The following is a 20,306-nucleotide window of genomic DNA, read 5'->3' on the forward strand; positions in this document are numbered from 1 at the left end:
GCTCAGCTCCCGCTCTCATCAAAGCCTTGGAAGAAACTCGCGACATGCGCAGCGTCCAGTGCAGCGAGGGTCGGCGGGTTCCAGCGCGGTGTCTTGTCTTTATCAATCAGCAGGGCGCGCACGCCTTCGATCAGGTCGCCGCGCTCGAACCACTGGCGATCCAGATGCAGCTCCAGGGCGAAGCAATGTTCCAGACTCAAGTGGCGGCCACGACGCAGCATCTCCAGCGTCACGGCCATGGCCAGCGGCGAGCGGGTTTGCAGCAGGTCAGCGGTGGCGGTCGCCCACTCACGGCTGTCGGCGACGGTCACCGCGCGTAACTGCTCAACCATGCTCGGCACATCCGGCAGGGCAAAGAAATGGTCGATGGCCGGGCGCAAGGCTTCGAGCGGCGCATCGGGCAGGGTTTGCACGGCGTGTTTGGCCAGCAGGTTTTGCAGCGCCTTGAGCGGAGTATCCTGCCATTCCATCTGATCGAGTCTTTCGTCGAGCAGCGTCAGTTTGCTGCTGTCCAGGTACCAGTCGGCGAGGCCGCAATACAGCGCATCGGCGGCACGGATCTGTACGCCGCTGACCCCCAGATAAATCCCCAGCTCACCGGGAATGCGCGGCAGGAAATAACTGCCACCGACATCCGGGAAATAACCGATGGCGACTTCCGGCATCGCCAGTCGGCTCTTCTCGGTGACCACGCGCAGGTCGGCGCCTTGCACCAGGCCCATGCCGCCGCCGAGGACAAAACCATCCATCAGCGCCAGCACCGGTTTGCGGTAGTGATGAATGGTCAGGTCGAGAGCGTATTCCTCAACGAAAAAATCTTCGTGCAGGGTGTCGCCGCTTTTGAAACTGTCGTACAGCGAGCGAATGTCGCCACCGGCGCAGAAGGCTTTTTCACCGGCACCGCGCAGCACAACGGCGTGGACATTGGCGTCAGTCGCCCAGGCGTCGAGCTGCTGTTGCAGCAAACGCACCATGTCGAGGGTGATGGCATTGAGGCCGGCGGGGCGGTTGAGGATCAGGTGACCGATGTGGTTGCGAACTTCGGCCAGCACTTCGTTTTGCGTGGCATCCATGGACGGTGTCCGCTGGGATGAAGCCTGAGCTGTCATCAGTAACTCCCTGCTTTTATTGTCTTTATTCGAGAAGCTCGCGCGCGAGCGTTACCGGATCGTAACAGTGCAAATTTGCCGTGTACAACGGGGATATGTGCAGGGCCTGTCTGCGTTTTTACCTTAATCGAAAATGTACGCGGGCTCATGTAGGAGCTGCCGAAGGCTGCGATCTTTTGACCTTTAAAAACAAGATCAAAAGATCGCAGCCTGCGGCAGCTCCTACACAGGGGATCAGCTGAAGGTTTGGGTAATGCTGCGGCGCTTGGCGTGCAGTTCACTGGCGTGGATCAACTGTTCCAGATCTTCGGGAGTGATGTCGATGAAGGCTTCCATGTCGGCCAAAGCAAGTTTGAGGTCTTCAGTGGTAATGGCCTGACTGTCGACGGGCGCAACGATCGGCGCCGGTTCAGCCGGACGTTTCGGGTAACAAATGCGTGTCAGGTTGTTGTAGGCCACGGCACTGAGCAGCATGCACGCCGCGCCGAGCATCACCGGCTCCATGGCTTTCCAGTCCATGGCGATGGTCGCCGGATCAGCCAGAACCAGCGTCAGCGCTAACGCCCCGGCCGGTGGATGCAGGCAACGCAGCCAGCACATCAAAATCAGCGCCATGCCTGCCGCCACACACGCGCTGCCAAGGGTTCGGCCGAGCACATGGGCCACCAGCAACGCGACGACGCCGGCACACAAGTAGCCGCCGAGAATCGACCACGGCTGGGCGAGCGCGCCGGAGGACACGGCAAACAGCAACACCGCCGATGCGCCCAGCGGGCCGATCAGGTGATAGGCGACTTCATGGCCAAACACCTGCGCGCACAACCACACACTGAACAGCGTGCCCAAGGCCATGCCGATGGCGGCGCGGCTCCATTCGGTCGGGCGGGTATTGATGGCGGCGGGCAACCAGCGAGCGAGCATGTGAATCCAGTCCTTGCAGCAAATTCGAGGCAAAAAAAAGGACTTGTCCGGCATATCCGGAAAGCCCTCGAAGTTGTTCCAACATTGGGGGAGGAACGTGCACAGTGTGCCGGGCAAAATCGATGCTGACAAATTCATATTAATGCAGGTTTAGTGCATTAATTTTGAATTTAAACGACGCGACGGCCACTGACGAAGCACATGTAGCCGCCCACAGCCGCCAGTGCGCTCAAGGCATAGAACATGCTGGGGGCCGGCGTGTGCATCAGCAAAAATCCGCACATGACCGGACTGGCCGCACCGCCCAGGGCTGCGAGGTTCTGCGCGCCGTAATAGCTGCCGCGCAGTTCTTCCGGGGCGAGGGTGTCGACAAACAAAAAGTCGGCCGGATAAATGATCATCTCGCCCAAGGTGAAGATGAACATCGCCACGCACCAGCCGATCAGGCTGTCGGCCAGACTGAAGCCGATCAGCCCGACGATGAACAACGCGGTGCCGCCGGCAATCCAGTAGCGCAGGTGTTCACGGGTGAGCAATCGGCCGATCTGGTATTGCAACACAATCACCGTGATTGCGTTGCAAGCGAGCAGGGCGGCCATGGTATCCAGCGTCTGCTGCTGGGTGTGGGTGACCAGCAGGTATTGCGACAGGTACAGGGTGAAACGCCCGTGCACCAGCGTGCTGAGCAGGCAACCCAGGGTAAACAGGATCATCGTGCGGTCGTTTTTCAGGATGATCAGGGTTTTCAGAAAACTTTGTGGCTGAGCGACCGCGGCGACCGGATTCACTTCGCGCACGGCACCGAACAGCAGAAAGATGCTGCCGATGGCAATCGCGCCCGCGACGATAAACGGCGCTGACGGCTGAACGCCGGCAATCACCACGCCGATTATCGGGCCGACGGCGTAACCGATGTTGGTCAGCGTGTAGTTCAGGGAAAACGCCTTGACCCGCTGGCCCACCGGCAGGTTTTCACTGAGGATGGCTTTGGAGCAGATGAGGAACAGCGCCGACGCCGTTTCGCTGATGATCAGCACCAGGGTGACCAGATACAGATTCTGCGCGAAGGTCAGCAGGATCAGACCGATACCGCTGGAGAGCATGGTCAGGATCAGTAACTGGCGCTTGTCCAGCCGATCGATGATGTAGCCGCCGTACAACGACAACAACGTGGCGCTGAACACCGCAATGCCCAGCAGCAGGCCGACGTCTTGCGGGTTGAGGCCGAGCTTGTTGCTGAGGAACAGCGTCAGCAGCGGGCTGATCAGCGCGCGGCTGATAACAACGGTCAGCGAGCTGATCATCAACCGGCGGATGAGGCGCGAGTAGGTGGCCACGAAGGGTCAATGTCCTTATTTCAAATGCCTGGCGGGCGTGCGTCATCCTTACCGGGCAATCACCACCGGTCAAGCTGCCATAACACAACCCCCCTGTAGGAGTGAGCCTGCTCGCGATAGCGTTGGGTCAGAGAAATCAATGTTGACTGACACTCCGCTATCGCGAGCAGGCGAAGGCCTACAGGGGATTTGTGTTGTCTTCAGGAAAGGGGCAGGCGCATCGCGCAGCGCCGCTCTGCGGGAAAGCCATGGTGGGCTTCGGCTTGCAGCGCATCGCGTAAATGGCGATCGGCTTGTACATTCGCCAACTCGACAAACCCCAACCTCTGATAAAACGGCGCATTCCACGGCAGATCGCGAAAGGTGGTGAGCGTCACTGAGTTCAACCGCATCGCCCGCGCTTGTTCGATGACTGCCGCAACCAGTGCGCGACCAATGCCTTGTCCCTGAAAAGCCTGACTGACGGATAGCTCCTCAATGTGCATGTGCTGATCGATGTCTACAGCACGAACAAATCCAGTCAGTTGCCCATCGCTATTTTCAGCAACCCACACGTATGCCTGTTCGATGGCCTGCAGATGCTGGGCAGCATCAGGCACTTCGGCATCAGCCAGCCACGCCAACGGCGGATCAAGACGAAACAATTGCGCTGCCGAACGCTCGATCGCGGGGAGGGCTACCGCGTCAGCAAGGCTGGCGCGGCGTACGTCGAAGGTCATGTTGAGGCGCATCCTGTCGGTCAAGAGCTCGACAGGTTAAGGTTTCAACCACAGCAATACATAGTCGTTTTTGTCGAAACGCCCACTCAACACCGGCTGCGCGCTTTCCAGTGGCGTGCCCTTGAGGGATGGCAGATCACTGCGATCCATCATCAGCCACGCCGGACCTTTGATCGCCTCCAGTTGCAGGAACGAGTCGCTGAACTGCGGTTGCAGGTCCTGCCCGATATTGACCATGAACTTGATCGCTTTCGCGTCCTTGCCCATGCCATGCAGTACCAGTGGCGCCGGGTTTTGCTGCACCTGGGCGGACACCGCGCGACTGAACGCCTGGGTGTCGTACAACCGCCGCTCCACCGGTTCGAAGACCGCCGCATACACCGTCCACAGCGCCAATACGGCACACAATGCCAGCACTTCGGCGCGCCAACGCGAGACCAACAATCGCGACAACGCCAGCAGTTGCAGAATGCCCAACGCGAGCAAAACAATAGAAACTTCACCCAACTGCTCGGGAAAGCGCCGTTGGGCGACCAGCAAAACCACCAGCAGCAAGCCCGGCGTGACCAGCCACAAGCCCATGATCGAGCCGCGCAAATAGCGGAACACCCGCCCGTGCATCACCTGAAACGGATACCCCGCAATGATCGCCGCCATGGGTAGCATCGGCAGCAGATACCGCGCCTTCTTCGCCTGCGGAATCGACAGGCCGACCATCACAATCAGGCCCGCCGCCGCGCAGTACTGCACCAGGCGCAGCGCTGGGCCACGCTGCTGCGGTCTGCTCAGCCACGCCGCCGCCAGCACCAGCAATGCCAACGGATAGGCCAACGCATAGTTGCCGAGCGAACTGGTGAAGTAATACAGCGAACCGCTGACGCCTTCGCTACCGTCCATGCGACCCATGAACTGCATGCGGATCACGTCCTGCATGAACGCCGGACCCCCGCTGACCTGCGCCAGCCACAACAACAGCCCGACGCACGCGACCAGCAACGCCGAAGCCAGCACACCGAACACCAGCAACCGTGACCACTCACGGTTGAGCAAGTAATAACTGCACAGCACGCCGGTCGGCACCACCAGACCAATTGGCCCGCGAATACCGAAGCCGAGCAACAGCAAAGCGAAAATCAGCAGCCAGTGACGCGTGCCGGCAAAATGATCATGGGCATAACCGAGATAGAACACCGCAAAGGCCACCGCTGCGAGCATCAAGTCCTGCGACACCGCACGCACTTCAGTGACGAAACCGCTGGTGAGCACCAGCAACGCAATACTGATCAACGCCCAGCGCCGCGAGTACGGCGCCAGCAGTCGATACATCAGCGTCACGATCAGCGCACCGGCGACGGCACTCGGCGCCCACGCGGTAAACGCATTTACCGCACCAAACGGCAACGACAGCAGCCAGATGAACAGCGTCGAAACCGCTGAGTAATCCGCGTACGGCTGACCATAGGTGGTTGGAAACACCGTCGGCCCATGGCGCAGCATTTCCTGCGCGAACAACACGAATCGCGAGTCGAAACCGATCGGAGCCTGCCCGTGGACCCCCGCCATGAACAATAAAAACGCCAGCAACCCTGCGATCAGGGACTGCCGGCGGATTTCAGGCGATAACGTGATCAAGCGACGTCGGACGCGTGTGGCCACTGTTGCAGCGGAATCGGCAACTTGCGCGATTCGCCACGGCCCATCGGGAAGTAATGGAAACCGTTGCGTGCCAGACGCTCGGCGTCGTACAGGTTGCGGCCGTCGAAGATCACCGGGGTGTTGAGGCGCTGTTTGATCAGATCAAAATCCGGTGCCTTGAACTGCTGCCACTCGGTGCAGATGATCAACGCATCGGCGCCGGGCAATACCGATTCCGGCGTGCCCATCAGCATCAGTTTCGATTCGTCCGGGTAAAGGTTTTGGGTTTCCTGCATAGCCTCCGGGTCGAAGGCGCGCACACTGGCACCGGCGGCCCACAGTTCCTCCAGCAGGACCCGGCTCGGCGCGTCGCGCATGTCATCGGTGTTGGGTTTGAACGCCAGCCCCCAGAGGGCGAAGGTTTTGCCGCGCAGGTCACCCTTGTAGAACGCATTGATACGTTCGAACAGTTTGTGTTTCTGCCGCTGGTTGATCGCCTCGACGGCTTGCAGCAAATCACTGGAGCAGTGCGCCTCTTCGGCGCTGTGGATGAGCGCTCGCATGTCTTTCGGAAAGCACGAACCGCCATAGCCGCAGCCTGGGTAGATGAAGTGGTAACCGATGCGCGTGTCGGCACCGATGCCCTGGCGCACTGATTCGATATCGGCGCCCAGGTGTTCGGCGAGTTCGGCAATCTGGTTGATGAAGCTAATCTTGGTCGCCAGCATGCAGTTGGCGGCGTACTTGGTCAGCTCGGCGCTGCGCAGGTCCATGAACATGATGCGGTCATGGTTGCGGTTGAACGGCGAGTACAGATCGCGCATCACGTCGCGCACGTCATCGCCGTCGCAGCCGATGACGATACGGTCCGGACGCCGGCAGTCGGCAACCGCTGAGCCTTCCTTGAGAAATTCCGGGTTGGAGACGATATCGAATTGCAGCAGGCGGCCGACCTTGATCAAGGCTTTTTCGATGTGCGTGCGCAAGGTGTCGCCCGTGCCCACCGGCACCGTGGATTTCTCGACGATGATCAACGGCTGCTCACGATGGCGGGCAATCGCGTCACCGACCGAAAGCACGTAACGCAGATCTGCCGAACCGTCCTCACGCGACGGCGTACCCACCGCAATGAACGCCACCCGAGCGTGCTGCACGGCGAGTTTTTCATCGGTGGTGAATTGCAGGCGTTTCGAGTCGAGACCTTCGCGCACCAGGCTGGCCAGCCCCGGTTCGAAAATGCTGACGTGACCCTGGCGCAACAGGTCGACTTTCTTCTGGTCGACGTCCATGCACACGACATCATGGCCGACTTCGGCCAACACAGCCGCTTGCACCAGACCGACGTAACCGCTGCCAAATACTGTGATTTTCATGGAGCACTCCTGAATTCGGGCGCACGAGCCGGACGAGTGTTGATGGTGATGACCCCGAGCATGACCAGCGCCACGCCCAGTGATTTAGTGAAACTGAAGGATTCGTTGAACAGCGGCAGGCTGGCCGCCAGCAAGTACACCAGCGCGTAACTGATGCTCAGCAGCGAGTAAGCCCGGCCCAGCGGCAGATCGCGCAGGGCGGCGAGCCAGCAGAGCATCGACAGCGCGTAGGCAAAAATCGCCGCGATGACCACGGCCAGCGCGCGCAAATCGAGGCTGTCGATGTGCAGCCATTGTTCCGGTGCGGGCAGACGGGTCATGCTCCAGCGCATGCCCAGTTGCGCAGCACTGACGAGAAATACGCTGCCGAGGGCGAAAGTGATGCCGCGACGTTGATTCATGACTGTTGCCCCAGCAACACCACGCCGCCGATCACCAATGCCACGCCGAGCCAATGCTGGCGGTCGATGGGTTCACGAAAGACGAAGCGCGCGATCAGCGTGATCAGTACGAAGTTGAGACTGAGCATCGGGTAGGCGATGCCGACTTCCAGACGCTGCAACACCAGCAGCCAGACCAACAGTCCGCCGCCGAGGGCGAGCAGGGCCAGCCACAACCACGGCGAACGCAGTTTGTCGGCCCAACTCGACTCGACGCCGCGCCAGCTCTCCACGGCGTATTTCTGCGCAATCTGACCGAGACAGGTCAGCAGGCACGCGGCCAACAGCAGCAACAGGCTCATGACGCCTCCTTTGGCAGAATCATGATCACCAGGTTGCCCTGTTCGTAACGAATACCGTCCTTTGGCAATCTGTCGATTTCGTCCAGTTCGTCCTGCCCCTTGACGCGCATTACCACGCCGACCGAGCCGCTGCGGCGCGCCTCGCGCATCCACTGTTGTACGTGTTCGGGATCGACCCGCTGTTGAATGCCATCAGGATAGGCAAGGCCATATTTCAATTCGCCTATCGTGTTGTACAACGCTACTTGCGGGGTTTTCAGGCGCCAGGCCAGCGCCGAAGCGGCCCCCAGATCGTTGCTCAGCAGGTGCGTGGTCTGCGCCAGTTCGGTGACGTGATGCTTGATGAACTGATCCGGCATCTTGTTGGCGACCACCGATTTCGGCAGCGCCGCTGGCAAAACCGCGATCAGCAACAGGCTACCGAGTGCCGGTGCTGCCCAGCATTGCAGCGGCACAAAGGCTTGCAGCAGGTTGGCGATGATCCAGGCAATCAACGCGATGAACACCAGCACCAGGCTGTGCAGTTCGTGGTCGTAGACCGGTTTGGTCAGTTGCAGGTACACCAGCGCGATCAGCGTGACGACGCCTAGCAACAGATTGAGCAGACCATTGATGCTCAGCGCACGACCTTGCTCAAGACGCAAGCGGTCAGCCAGTGCATTACCGAGCAGCAACGCCATCGGCAGCAGGCACGGCAGGATGTAAGTCGGCAATTTGCCGTTGCTCAGGCTGAAAAACAGCAGCGGCATCAGCAGCCACAGCAGCAGGAATACGACTTTGGGCTGAGCGCGGCTTTGCCAGGCTTGCTTGAACGCCGTCGGCAACAATCCGGCCCACGGCAGACTGAACGCCACCAGCAGCGGCAGGTAGAACCACCACGGCGCGTCGTGTTGCGCATCGTCCCCGGCAAAGCGACGAATGTGCTCGTGCCAGAAGAAGAACCGCCAGTAGTCCGGTTCCTGCGCATGCACCGAGAGCACCCAAGGCAGGCTGATGAGGATCGCCACGGCAATCGCCACCGGGCCGAACATCAGCAGCTCACGCCAGCGTTTCTGCCAGAGCATCCACGGCAGCGCAATCAGCACCGGCAGCAGCCAGGCGAGAAAACCCTTGGTCATGAAACCCATGCCGCAGGCCAGGCCCAACACCGCCCAGGCCGCCATGCGTTTAGCGCTGGTGTGACTGTCGACAGCAAACCACAGCGCCACCAGACTCAGGTTGACCCAGAAAGTGAATTGCGGATCGAGGTTGGCGTACCCAGCCTGACCGGCAACAATCGTGAAACTCATGTAGAGCAGGGCGCAGACAAAGCTTTTGCGCGGCTCGTTCCACAAACGGCGCGCGACCAGATAGCACAGCAGCACGCTCAACCCGGTACTCAGCGCTGAGGCAAAGCGCACGCCGAACAGGTTCTGCCCGAACAACTCCTGACCCAGCGCGATCATCCAGTAACCGGCAATCGGCTTCTCGAAATAACGCAGGCTCATGAAGTGCGGCGACACCCAGTGGCCACTCAGCAGCATGTCCTGACTGATCTGCGCGTAACGGGTCTCGTCGGGAATCCACAAGCCGTGCGTGCCCAGCGGCAGCAGATAGGCCAGCAGACAAATGCCCAGCAACAGAAGCGGCAATGCCCAGCGTTTAGTCATGCGCCTTGCACTCCCAGCCAGCCTTCACGGCCGTCGAGGGCGCCGCGTTGCACGCGACCTACGGGCAAGGTGTTGAAGAACTCGGGCAACAAATCGCCCAGCGGTTTGAAATCGATGTTGCGCTGGCGTGCCTCGGCCAGCAATTGACGAAAATCCTCAGCCATCAGAATCCCTTCTACCTCGGCATGAATGGTGTAGACGTTGAGTTGTTGCGGGCGAAAGTGGTCAAGGATGAAACCGTTGAAGTCCCGCGCCGCCACAATGGGGCCGACGACTTCGTCGAAGGTCGGCAGGTCGACGGGAATCTGCGGCGTGCCCGGCGTGCCGTCGGCCAGTAGCGGACGAAACAGGCGTTGCCCACGGCAATCGCTGTTGTAGCGAAAGCCGAAGGCTTGCTTGGCCTCGATCACGCGCTCGTCCGCACGCCAACCGGCGGCGGCCGAGCACTCGACTTTCTCGCTGAGAATGTCGCTCAAGGTGTCGACGCCCTGACGGATCTGCTCGATCAGTTGCGCGTTGCTCCAGCGCCCGGCATTGGCCTGCCAGCCGTGGTGATCCCACGCATGCAGGCCCACTTCGTGACCGGCATCGCGGGCCTGACGCATCAGGTGCCCGAGGTCACGGCCAATCGGCTTGCCCGGCCACGCCGTGCCGGCCAGCAAAATGTCCCAGCCGTACAGGCCGGCAGCATTGGAGCGGAGCATTTTCCAGAGGAACTGCGGGCGGATCAGGCGCCACAGATGCCGGCCCATGTTGTCGGGGCCGACACTGAAGAAAAACGTCGCCTTGATCTGCGCCTCGTCGAGCATTTCCAGCAGACGCGGCACACCTTCACGGGTGCCGCGATAGGTGTCGACGTCGATGCGTAGACCGGCCTGCATCAACCTGCCTCTTTGTTAGAGAGCTCCGCGAGTTCGAGCATGGCCTCGCGCAAGAAGAAGTCGAGCGTGTTGCCAATGGTCTCGCGCATTTCCACGGTTGGCGTCCAGTCGAGCAGGCGCTTGGCGTTGGCGATGCTTGGCTTGCGGTGTTCGACGTCCTGGTAACCGGCGCCGTAGAACGCCTTGCTTTCCACGTCGCGGAAACCGGCGAACGGCGGGAAGTTGTCACGCAGTGGATGCGCTTCGAACTGACGCAGCAACTCTTCACCCAACTGGCGGATGCTTGCTTCGTTGTCCGGGTTGCCGATGTTGATGATCTGGCCGTTGCAGACGTCGTTGTCGTTATCGATGATCCGCGCCAGTGCTTCGACGCCGTCGGCGATGTCGGTGAAGCAGCGCTTTTGCTCGCCGCCGTCGAACAGGCGAATTGGCGTGCCTTCGACCAGATTGAGGATCAATTGGGTGATGGCGCGCGAGCTGCCGATGCGTGCCGAGTCCAGGCGATCAAGGCGCGGGCCCATCCAGTTGAAAGGGCGGAACAGGGTGAAATTCAGACCCTTGGCGCCGTAGGCCCAGATCACCCGATCCAGCAATTGCTTGGATACCGAGTAGATCCAGCGCTGCTTGTTGATCGGGCCGACCACCAGGTTTGAGGTGTCTTCGTCGAAATGCTTGTCCTGGCACATGCCATAGACTTCCGAGGTCGACGGGAAGATCACGCGCTTGTTGTACTTGACGCAGTAGCGCACCAGTTTCAGGTTTTCCTCGAAGTCGAGCTCGAACACACGCAGCGGGTTACGGGTGTATTCGATCGGCGTGGCGATGGCCACCAGCGGCAGGACCACGTCGCACTTCTTGATGTGGTATTCGATCCACTCGGAGTGAATGCTGATGTCGCCTTCGACGTAGTGGAAGTGCGGGTGACTGCGCAGACGGTCGATGGCATCGGAACCGATGTCCAGACCATAGACTTCGTAGCGGTCATCACGCAGCAGGCGCTCGGACAAGTGATTGCCGATAAAGCCGTTGACGCCGAGGATCAGCACGCGGGTGCGACGCGGCGCACGGCCGGACTCAGCGCCGCGCAGCAGCGAGCCGTCGACCAGACCGAGTTCATTGGCCAGTTGCGGGCCGCTGAGGAACAGGCCGTTGTCGTTGCGCTGACCGGAGAGGATCAGCAGCGAGTCTTCGCCGCAGGCAATGCGCAGCGGATCGACGCTGATCACCCGGCCCGGTGCCTGACCGTCGTTGCCCTTGGCAACTTCAGCGCTCCAGACGATGAGTTTGTGCTCGCCCACGGCACAGAAAGCGCCCGGGTAAGGTTGGGTTACCGCACGCACGAGATTGAACAGTTGCTCGGCAGGCTGTGCCCAGACCAGTTTGCCGTCCGCCGCCGTGCGACGCCCGAACACCGTCGCTTTGGATTCGTCTTGCGGGGTTTCGCTGACCTTGCCTTGCAGCATTGCCGGCAGCGTGTCGCGCAGCAGATCGCTGGCTGTCGTGCGCAACTTGCCGTGCAGGCTGAGCGCGGTGTCGCTGCGTTCAATGGCAACACGTTGCTGGGCAACAATGGCACCGGCATCGGCATGTTTGACCATGCGATGCAAAGTGACGCCGGTTTCGGTCTCGCCGTTGACCAGCACCCAGTTGGCCGGGGCGCGGCCACGGTAGCTTGGCAACAGCGAACCGTGCAGATTGAACGCGCCTTTCTTGGCCAGGGCCAGCAGTGGCTCGCTCAGCAGGTTGCGGTAGTAGAACGAGAAAATGTATTCAGGATCGAGTTTGGCGATCCGCTCGATCCACAACGGATGGTTGACGTCTTCCGGCGCGTGCACCGGGATGCCTTTGCGTGCGCACAGTTGCGCGACCGAGGCGTAGAAGGCGTTCTCTTTCGGGTCATCGGCATGAGTGAACACCGCCGCGATGTCGTAGCCGCTGTCGAGCAGGGCTTGAATGCCGGCGCAACCAATATCGTGATAAGCGAAGACAACAGTTTTTGCACTCATGAGAGAACCTGACCGGTAGTAGTAGGAGTAGTAGTGGAGAGACCGTCAACGGTGACTGCAGGCGCCGGGTTGGCGGCGTGGCTGCGCAAGACTTTTTCAATGAAGAAACGCGGACGGGCGCGCACGTCGCTGTACATGCGCCCCAGGTATTCGCCGAGCAGGCCCATACCGATGAACTGGCCACCGGTGAACACGAACAACACCGCGAACAGCACGAACATGCCGTCACCGGCCCAGCCAGAACCGAACGCCAGGCGCATGACGATCAGTGCGAAAGCAAACAGCAGACCCAGACCGGCCATGGTGAAACCGACGATGCTCAGCAGGCGCAAAGGCGTGGTGGTCATGCAGGTGATCAGGTCGAACATCAGGTTGATCAAACGCATCGGGCTGTACTTCGAATCGCCGTGTTCACGCTCGGCGTGGGCAACGACGATTTCGGTGGTGTGGCGGGCGAAGCTGTTGGCCAGAATCGGAATGAAGGTGCTGCGCTCGCGGCAGGCGAGCATCGCGTCGATGATCGTGCGGCGGTAAGCTCGAAGCATGCAGCCGTAGTCGCTCATGGCGACGCCAGTGGAGCGCTGCACGGCGAGGTTGATCAGCTTCGATGGATAACGGCGCAGGGCCGAATCCTGGCGGTTGCCGCGCACGGTGCCGACCACGTCGTAACCTTTCTCGGCTTCGGCGACCAGGCGCGGAATCTCTTCCGGCGGGTTCTGCAAGTCGGCGTCGAGGGTGATCACCACATCGCCTTTGCACTGTTCGAAACCGGCCATGATTGCTGCGTGCTGGCCGTAGTTGCGATTGAGGATGACCGCCACGAACGGGCTGTCTTCACGGCTCGCGGCTTCTTCCAGAAGATTGGCGGATTCATCACGGCTGCCGTCGTCGACGAGGACGATTTCATAGTCGTGACGCAGCATGCGGCAGGCCGCTTCGGTGCGGCGCAGCAGTTCCGGCAGGCTGTCCTGTTCGTTGTAGACCGGGATGACGATCGACACACAGCGGATCGGATAGGTTTTCACAGGCGTTTGTCCATAAGGGTGGCGATGGCGCCGACCACGCGATCAAGGTCTTGATCGCTCATGTCGGGGAACAACGGAATCGAGCACAGCCGCGCCGAGTTCCATTCGGTGTTGGGCAGATACAGATCGGGGTCACGCTGGCGATACCAGGTGTGCAGGTGGGTGGCGATGAAATGGATACCGGTACCGATGCCTTGGTCCTGCAAACCTTTCATGAAGGCTTCGCGGTCCATGCCGCAGCGCTCGCTGTCGATACGCAGGATGAACAGGTGCCAGGCGTGGGTCTGGGCGTAGGCAGGTACGGCCAGCGGTTGCACCGGCAGGCCTTCGAGTTTTTGCCGGTAGGCGGCGGCCAGTTCAGTGCGGCGCGCGTTGATCGCGTCCAGACGCTCAAGCTGTACCAGCGCAATCGCGGCGTTGATGTCAGCGAGGTTGTATTTGAACCCCGGCTCCATCACTTGTGCCTGCGGCTTGCGACCGTGGGTCAAGCGGTCGTAGGCATCGACGCCCAAACCATGAAATTTGAGCATGCGCACGCGATTGGCCAGAGCCTCGTCGTCGCTGACGAACATCGCGCCTTCGGCACAGGTCATGTTTTTGATCGCGTGGAACGAGAATATCGCCGTGCCTTGCGAACCGACGTGACGGCCCTTGTAGCGCGTGCCGGCAGCGTGGGCGGCGTCTTCGATCACAGCGATGCCGTGTTTGTCGGCCAGCGCGTACAGCGGATCTAGATCGAAAGCAGCGCCAGCGTAATGCACCGGGATGATCGCTTTGGTGCGCGGGGTGATTGCCGCTTCGATTCGCGCAGCGTCGGTCATCAGCGTGTCACGGTCGACATCGACGAACACCGGTGTGGCGCCGAGCAGCGAGATCATGTTGGCGGTCGACACCCAGGTCTGCGACGGGGTGATGACTTCGTCGCCCGGGCCAATGCCCAGAGCCAACAGGGTGATGTGCATGCCGCCGGTGGCTGAAGAAAGTGCCACCGCATGGCGACAGCCAACGTACTGCGCGAATTGTTCTTCGAGTGCCTGATTTTTCGGCCCGGTAGTGATCCAGCCGGAACGCAATACTTGTTCTACGGCTGCAATTTCCTCATCGCCAATACTCGGGCGGGAGAAGGGGAGAAATGCCTGACTCATGAACACCTCATCACAAACAATCAGAAGAAAACCAACTCATCAAATAGGATCCAATTTCAGCGTAGACGCAAAAAAATCCTCTGCATCAATAAGTTGCTGATACGACTTACCGTCGGGGTTCGGTTGACTTTTGTGGCTTCGCGCGGCAGTTTGGACGGCGCCGACACGGGATCTGTTGGAATTAAGGTTATGCCCGTTTTTGTGAAAGGAACATGAAAAACCGGTCGGCGAATCGTTTATCTAGAACTCATACAGCCGCTGTTCAGACTTCTACCGTTTATCGTCGTTTTTAGTAGAAAAGTCCTACGGAAGTGTCCCCTTTATAGGGGAAATGTTGCAGTTATTAGTTGCTGTTTTGAATTGTTTTTACTCAAGGCCTTTACGTTTGACTGACTTGTCCGTTGTACCGCTGCAAACCCGCCAAACCAATCCGATGACCCTGTATCTTGCGCGCCTGGCCCCCTCCAGCCAGCTGACCATGCGTTACGTTTTGCAGGACGCGGCCGACCGTCTCGGTTTTGAAGACATGAATGTCGAGGAAATTCCCTGGCACGCATTACAACCTGAAGACGTGGTCGCTCTGGTCGCTGCTTTGCGTGAAGACAACTATGCGCCGAACACTTCTTCACTGTATGTAAATGCCGTGCGCGGGGTGATGAATGAAGCCTGGCGGATGAGTTTGATCAGCCAGGATCATCTATTGAAGATGCGTTCGGTCAAAGGCATTGCCGGTACGCGTTTGTCCCAGGGGCGCAACTTGAAGCGCACCTTGATTCATGAACTGATGGAAGTCTGCGCCGCTGATCCACGCCCTCAGGGGTTGCGCGATGCGGCAGTGATTGCGCTGTTGTACGGCACCGGCATGCGTAAATCGGAGTCGGTGGACCTGGACTTGAATCAGGTCGACTTCACTGAACGCAGTCTGACCGTCACCGGCAAAGGCAATAAACAACTGATCAAGTACGCGCCGGCGTGGGCGTTCGCCAAACTCAATGCGTGGCTGGAACTGCGGCGTTCGCAACTCAAGGAAGGCGAGAGTGACGATGCCTTTCTGTTCAACCGTATCCGTCGCGGCAGTCATATCACCCGCGAGCGCATCACCAAACACGCGATTTACTACATCGCCCGTCAGCGGGGTACTCAGGTCGGGGTGAAGATCATGCCTCACGATTTCCGCCGTTCGTTTATCACGCGGGTGATCGAGGAGCATGATTTGTCGATTGCGCAGAAGCTCGCGCACCACAGCAACATCCAGACCACCGCCAACTACGATGTGCGCGATGACAACGAGCGGCGGCGTGCGGTGGATCGCTTCGATCTCTGATCAGGGAAGCGCGAAGACGTGAGCCGCACCGAGTACCGATAACTGCACGTCGCTGCCTGCTGGTGGCGCGTGCATGCCGGAGCTGCGTACCAACAGCGAGCGGCCGGGATCCTGATTGATCGGCGAGCGCAGTTCGACGGTGAGGGTGCAGGTGTTGCCGGCGAAGTCGCGTTCGGTGACCACGGCGGGACAGCCCTGGCTACCGGACGCCGAGCCGGACAGTTGCAATTGTTCGGGCCTGAGCATGATCTGTGCATTACCAATAAAACCGTTGCTGTTCACCGGCACCTGACCGAGATCGCAGTGGGCCAGACCGGATTCGATTCGCGCCGGCATCACCACGGCTTCGCCGAGGAAATGTGCGGTCTGCTCGTCGTCGGGATAGCGGTAAAGGTCCATTGGATGCCCGGACTGCACCAGCCGACCGCCGCGCATCACCGCCAACTGATCGGCAAATGACAGCGCTTCGCCTTGATCGTGGGTCACCAGAATCGTGGTGACACCCGCGTCCTCCAGCAGACGCGCGACCATTTTGCGCATGGCGCTGCGCAGGCCGGTGTCGAGGGCGGAGAACGGTTCATCGAGCAGCATCAGTCGCGGTTGTTGCGCGAGTGCCCGCGCGAGGGAGACCCGTTGCTGCTGGCCGCCGGACAATTCATGCGGCCAACGGTCGGCCATGTTGGCGTCGAGCGAAACGCTGTCCATTAGTTGCTGGATGCGCTCGGTGCGCGCTGTACCGGTCAACGCCAGGCCGAAGCCGATATTGGCGGCGACCGTCATGTGCGGAAACAGCGCACCATCCTGAGGGACATAACCGATTTGCCGTTGGTAAGCGGGCACTGCATGAGAGCTGTCGACCAGTACCTGACCGTTGAGGGTCAGGCTGCCGGCGTCGGGGAATTCGAAACCGGCAATCATCCGCAGCAGCGTGGTCTTGCCGGAACCGGACGGGCCGACAATCACCGTGCGGCTGCCGGTCGGCACCGACAGACAGATGTCATCCAGCGCTTTCTGCGCGCCAAAGGATTTGCTCAGAGAGATCAGTTCAAGTGCGTTCATCGGCCAGCGGTGCGCCTGGATTGGTGATAGAGGAGGGCGGTCAGCGGCAGCGATAACAGCACCATCAACAGTGCGTAAGGCGCGGCAGCGGCATAATCGATTTCACTGGTCATGGCCCAGAACCCGGTGGCCAGGGTGCGCGTGCCGTTAGGTGCGAGCAGCAGGGTCGCGGTCAGTTCATTGGTGATCGCCAGAAACACCAGTGCGGCGCCGGCGGCAGCCCCCGGCGCGGCAAGGCGCAGGGTGATCAGCCACAAGGCCCGCAGCGGCGAACGACCGAGGCTTTGCGCAATATTTTCCAGCTCCACTGGCGCCTGGGCAAAACCGGCACGCAGGCTGACCAATGCGCGGGGCAGGAACATCAGCAGATAGGCGAGCAGCACGGTGATGGTGGTCTGGTAGATCGGCCGGGCGAAATGGATGGTCACGGTGACCAGCGCGAGTGCCACAACAATGCCCGGCAGCGAACTGGTGATGTAGTTGCAGCCTTCAAGCAAGCGCTGCAATTTGCCCGGCGCGCGGATCGACAGCCAGGCAATCGGAATCGCCGCCAGACTGGTCAACAGTGCCCCGGCCACGCCGAACGACAGCGTTTGCAACAGCGCAGGTAACAGCTCGCCACCGCCCCAGACCTCAACGCCTCCGGCAATCAGCCAGCGGCCCAGCGTCAGCAAAGGCACGCCGAGGGCGAGCAGGCAGGTCAGCCCTTGCAGGCTCAGCCCGAGGATGACGGTGCCGCGACTCAGCAATACGGTGCGTTGTTCGCGCGCACTGCCGGAACCCACGCGGGCATAGCGCGCCTTGCCCCGGGCGGCGGATTCGACGGTGAGCATGGCCAGACAACACAACGCCAGAACACCCGCGAGCATGTTCGCCGCCGGGCCATTGAAGGTCGATTTGAACTGATCGAAAATCGCCGTGGTGAAGGTGTCGAAGCGAATCATCGCGTACAGGCCGTACTCGGCCAGCAAGTGCAGCCCAACCAGCAACGCACCGCCACAAATCGCCAGACGCAACTGTGGCAACACCACCCGGAAAAACACCGCCCAGGGTTTCAGACCCAGGGATTCGGCAACGTCTTCAATCGCCGGATCAAGTCGGCGCAAGGTCGCCGCAATCGGCAAGTAAAGAAACGGAAAATACGCGATCACCGACACCAGCACGCCGGCCGGCAATCCGTGAATCGATGGAATCAGACTGACCCACGCATAGCTATGAACGAACGCCGGCACCGCCAGCGGCGCCACGGCCAGCAATGACCACAGGCGTCGACCGGGCAGGTTGGTGCGTTCGGTCAGCCATGCCAGTGCGGTGCCGAGCAGAATGCACAGCGGCAACGTGATCAACACCAGCAGCACGGTGTTGATCAGCAGTTCCGCCACCCGTGGGCGGAACACCAACGCTTCGATAGTCGCCCAGCCAGTCGCCCATGACACACCGAGTACAAACGCGATCGGCAACAGTGACAGCAATGAAACGCTGATCGCGAGCGCAACCACCCACGAACCCCCGCGACCGGTGAGGGCGCGGGGTTTAAGTCTAAGGCTCGCGGAGGCCGTCGCTGCGACCTGCGCGGGTAGGGTTTCGGGGAGCACTTACAGGATTCCCGCCTGGGTCATCAGCTCGACGGCTTTCTTGCTATCGAGTTTCGACGCGTCGACGGTTGGCGCATCAAGATCCTTCAGCGGCGTCAGTTTCGGGTTGGACGGCGCGTCTTTGCCAACCGCGTATTCAAACGAAGTGCCGCTGTGGAGAATCTCCTGGCCTTCTTTGCCGGTGATGTATTTGACGAACTTCTGCGCCTCTTCCTGGTGTTTGCTGGAGGCCAGCACGCCAGCGCCGGAGGTACTGACAAACGCGCCCGGGTCCTGATGCTTGAAGTAGTAAAGCTGGGTGTTCTTGCTGTTTTCGCCGGTCTTGGACTGATCGACGAAGCTGTAATAGTGGTAGATCACGCCACTGTCGATCTGCCCGGCGTTTACCGCTTTGAGCACAGCGCTGTTGCCGCGGTACACGGTGGCATTGGTTTTCATGCCTTTAAGCCAATCGAGGGTGGCGGCTTCGCCTTTCTGCTCCAGCACGGCGGCGACAATGGCCTGGAAGTCCGCGCCGGCCGGCGAGGCAGCCCAACGGCCTTTCCACTCCGGTTTGGCCAGATCCAGCAGGGATTTGGGCAGGTCTTTCTCGGCCAGTTTCGCCGGGTTGTAGACGAACACGGTCGAACGGGCGGCGATGCCGATCCACTGGCCATGGGCCGGCCGATACGCCGCATCGACTTGTTCCAGCGTCGCCGGCGCGATGGGCGCGAACAGCTTGGCGTTGTCGACCAGCACCATCGCCGGGGAGTTTTCGGTGAGGAACACGTCTGCCGGCGAGGCCGCGCCTTCCTGCACGATCTGGTTGCCCATTTCGGTGTCATCGCCATTGCGAATCGTCACCGGAATCCCGGTTTCTTCGGTGAACCCGGCCACCCAGGCTTTGGTCAGGCTTTCGTGCTGGGCGTTGTACACCAGCAGGCCAACGCCGTCGGCGGCCCACAGTGGGGCGCAGCCGAGCAGAGCGGTGGCCAGTGCGGCGCGTTTCAGGAAGGTGGGAAGGTGTGGACTCATGGCGGGCGGGCTCCGGGCTTTTAGACGTTATGGGCAAACCTTCGGCGTAGGTGATGCGAATGATTTGCAAGTGTTGAGTCGCTGGCAATGTAGGCAGGCAAATGAGAAAAAAACGTTAAAAAAACCGTTAATACATGTCATTCCTATTCAGATTAGCAGCGACTCGACGACGCACGAGGGCCGTGCGTCTTAACGTGAGTTTTTTACGTGGCGAAGATTCAGGAGGAGGGTGGGCAGCCGCGTGCACTGCCGGCAGCCTGAGTGATCAGTGCAGCCAGACGTTTGACGTTGTTCTGCTGCGCCGCAACCAGTTCATCGATGCTCGGCCCCGAGGGGGTTTGCATCACTGAGCGACAGGTGAGGAGCGTGCTTTCAGTCGCGCCGAGCGGACGCAGCCGCCATTTCACATCGATCAAGCCATACTGGCCGGGAATCGAATCGAAACGCTGAACATCGACGCGCACCGACATTCTTTGCTGACCGGCCGCGTTGCTCAGTTGATCAACCAGCGCACTGCGCAATTCGTCGGCGAGGCTGGCGCCCCACCATTCGGTTTCCAGAATCGCCAGACCACTGTTGCCTTCGCGTATGACGATTTGCGCACGGTCGACTTGCGGCGGCACGGTGATGCCCTCGATCGCGATGTCGGCACCGCTGTGGCCGGCGCCGGGTTGCACCGGAGTCAGGGTGTGAAAGCTGATCGGGTCGCTGCGGCAGGCGCTCAGCAGCATGACGGCGGCGAGCACAGTAATCTTCAGCGGTGATGCCATGG

18 protein-coding genes are annotated in these 20,306 nt (G+C 60.4%); 1 reads left to right on the plus strand and 17 read right to left on the minus strand.

The features are described from left to right. Nucleotides 1–2: 2 nt before the first annotated feature. The 13 genes from FGA82_RS00660 to arnB all read right to left on the minus strand — a co-directional run bounded on the left by FGA82_RS00660 (nucleotide 3) and on the right by arnB (nucleotide 14,542). A complete protein-coding gene (locus FGA82_RS00660; RefSeq protein WP_141125642.1) occupies nucleotides 3–1,109 on the minus strand; it encodes an enoyl-CoA hydratase/isomerase family protein in 1,107 nt (368 codons plus the stop codon). 234 nt (nucleotides 1,110–1,343) lie between these two features. After that, on the minus strand, nucleotides 1,344–2,030 hold the full coding sequence (locus FGA82_RS00665; protein ID WP_141125643.1) for an HPP family protein: 687 nt from the start codon (nucleotides 2,028–2,030) through the stop codon (nucleotides 1,344–1,346). Nucleotides 2,031–2,200: 170 nt separating this feature from the next. Further along, complete coding sequence (locus tag FGA82_RS00670) at nucleotides 2,201–3,367, minus strand: MFS transporter (protein ID WP_141125644.1); 1,167 nt, start codon at nucleotides 3,365–3,367, stop codon at nucleotides 2,201–2,203. Nucleotides 3,368–3,567: 200 nt separating this feature from the next. Further along, nucleotides 3,568–4,086, minus strand: a complete 519-nt coding sequence (locus FGA82_RS00675; protein ID WP_141125645.1) for a GNAT family N-acetyltransferase — start codon at nucleotides 4,084–4,086, stop codon at nucleotides 3,568–3,570. Nucleotides 4,087–4,122: 36 nt separating this feature from the next. Beyond that, the gene (locus FGA82_RS00680; RefSeq protein WP_141125646.1) at nucleotides 4,123–5,718 is read right to left on the minus strand and encodes an ArnT family glycosyltransferase; all 1,596 of its coding nucleotides are present in this window, start codon (nucleotides 5,716–5,718) and stop codon (nucleotides 4,123–4,125) included. Beyond that, a complete protein-coding gene (locus tag FGA82_RS00685) occupies nucleotides 5,715–7,094 on the minus strand; it encodes a UDP-glucose dehydrogenase family protein (RefSeq protein ID WP_141125647.1) in 1,380 nt (459 codons plus the stop codon). The genes FGA82_RS00680 and FGA82_RS00685 overlap by 4 nt, the downstream gene beginning before the upstream one ends. Beyond that, nucleotides 7,091–7,495: a 4-amino-4-deoxy-L-arabinose-phosphoundecaprenol flippase subunit ArnF gene (arnF, locus tag FGA82_RS00690; RefSeq protein ID WP_141125648.1), complete on the minus strand. Its 405-nt coding sequence runs from the start codon at nucleotides 7,493–7,495 to the stop codon at nucleotides 7,091–7,093. The genes FGA82_RS00685 and arnF overlap by 4 nt, the downstream gene beginning before the upstream one ends. Next, nucleotides 7,492–7,836 (minus strand): 4-amino-4-deoxy-L-arabinose-phosphoundecaprenol flippase subunit ArnE, encoded by a 345-nt coding sequence (arnE, locus tag FGA82_RS00695; protein ID WP_141125649.1) that lies wholly within the window; start codon nucleotides 7,834–7,836, stop codon nucleotides 7,492–7,494. The genes arnF and arnE overlap by 4 nt, the downstream gene beginning before the upstream one ends. Then, nucleotides 7,833–9,485: a lipid IV(A) 4-amino-4-deoxy-L-arabinosyltransferase gene (gene arnT / locus FGA82_RS00700; protein WP_141125650.1), complete on the minus strand. Its 1,653-nt coding sequence runs from the start codon at nucleotides 9,483–9,485 to the stop codon at nucleotides 7,833–7,835. Before arnT ends, arnE begins: the two co-directional genes overlap by 4 nt. Further along, a complete protein-coding gene (arnD, locus tag FGA82_RS00705) occupies nucleotides 9,482–10,366 on the minus strand; it encodes a 4-deoxy-4-formamido-L-arabinose-phosphoundecaprenol deformylase (protein ID WP_141125651.1) in 885 nt (294 codons plus the stop codon). The genes arnT and arnD overlap by 4 nt, the downstream gene beginning before the upstream one ends. Next, a complete protein-coding gene (arnA, locus tag FGA82_RS00710) occupies nucleotides 10,366–12,372 on the minus strand; it encodes a bifunctional UDP-4-amino-4-deoxy-L-arabinose formyltransferase/UDP-glucuronic acid oxidase ArnA (RefSeq protein ID WP_141125652.1) in 2,007 nt (668 codons plus the stop codon). Before arnA ends, arnD begins: the two co-directional genes overlap by 1 nt. Next, nucleotides 12,369–13,397 carry an undecaprenyl-phosphate 4-deoxy-4-formamido-L-arabinose transferase gene (gene arnC / locus FGA82_RS00715; protein ID WP_141125653.1) on the minus strand — a complete coding sequence of 343 codons (1,029 nt, stop codon included), beginning with the start codon at nucleotides 13,395–13,397 and terminating at the stop codon, nucleotides 12,369–12,371. The genes arnA and arnC overlap by 4 nt, the downstream gene beginning before the upstream one ends. After that, on the minus strand, nucleotides 13,394–14,542 hold the full coding sequence (gene arnB, locus FGA82_RS00720) for a UDP-4-amino-4-deoxy-L-arabinose aminotransferase (protein WP_141125654.1): 1,149 nt from the start codon (nucleotides 14,540–14,542) through the stop codon (nucleotides 13,394–13,396). The genes arnC and arnB overlap by 4 nt, the downstream gene beginning before the upstream one ends. A gap of 433 nt (nucleotides 14,543–14,975) precedes the next feature. Between arnB and FGA82_RS00725 the strand changes: the two genes are divergently transcribed. Then, nucleotides 14,976–15,866 carry a site-specific integrase gene (locus tag FGA82_RS00725; protein ID WP_141125752.1) on the plus strand — a complete coding sequence of 297 codons (891 nt, stop codon included), beginning with the start codon at nucleotides 14,976–14,978 and terminating at the stop codon, nucleotides 15,864–15,866. On the opposite strand, the gene FGA82_RS00730 is transcribed toward FGA82_RS00725, so the two are convergent. The 4 genes from FGA82_RS00730 to FGA82_RS00745 all read right to left on the minus strand — a co-directional run bounded on the left by FGA82_RS00730 (nucleotide 15,867) and on the right by FGA82_RS00745 (nucleotide 20,304). Then, on the minus strand, nucleotides 15,867–16,925 hold the full coding sequence (locus FGA82_RS00730; protein WP_141125655.1) for an ABC transporter ATP-binding protein: 1,059 nt from the start codon (nucleotides 16,923–16,925) through the stop codon (nucleotides 15,867–15,869). Next, nucleotides 16,922–18,520, minus strand: a complete 1,599-nt coding sequence (locus FGA82_RS00735) for an ABC transporter permease (RefSeq protein ID WP_141125656.1) — start codon at nucleotides 18,518–18,520, stop codon at nucleotides 16,922–16,924. Before FGA82_RS00735 ends, FGA82_RS00730 begins: the two co-directional genes overlap by 4 nt. Further along, on the minus strand, nucleotides 18,521–19,534 hold the full coding sequence (locus FGA82_RS00740) for an iron ABC transporter substrate-binding protein (RefSeq protein ID WP_141125657.1): 1,014 nt from the start codon (nucleotides 19,532–19,534) through the stop codon (nucleotides 18,521–18,523). It abuts the gene before it with no gap. A gap of 218 nt (nucleotides 19,535–19,752) precedes the next feature. Then, nucleotides 19,753–20,304: a PqiC family protein gene (locus FGA82_RS00745; RefSeq protein ID WP_141125658.1), complete on the minus strand. Its 552-nt coding sequence runs from the start codon at nucleotides 20,302–20,304 to the stop codon at nucleotides 19,753–19,755. Nucleotides 20,305–20,306: the final 2 nt, after the last annotated feature.

The sequence above is a fragment of the Pseudomonas fluorescens genome (assembly GCF_005938625.1).
GTDB lineage: Bacteria > Pseudomonadota > Gammaproteobacteria > Pseudomonadales > Pseudomonadaceae > Aquipseudomonas > Aquipseudomonas fluorescens_BD.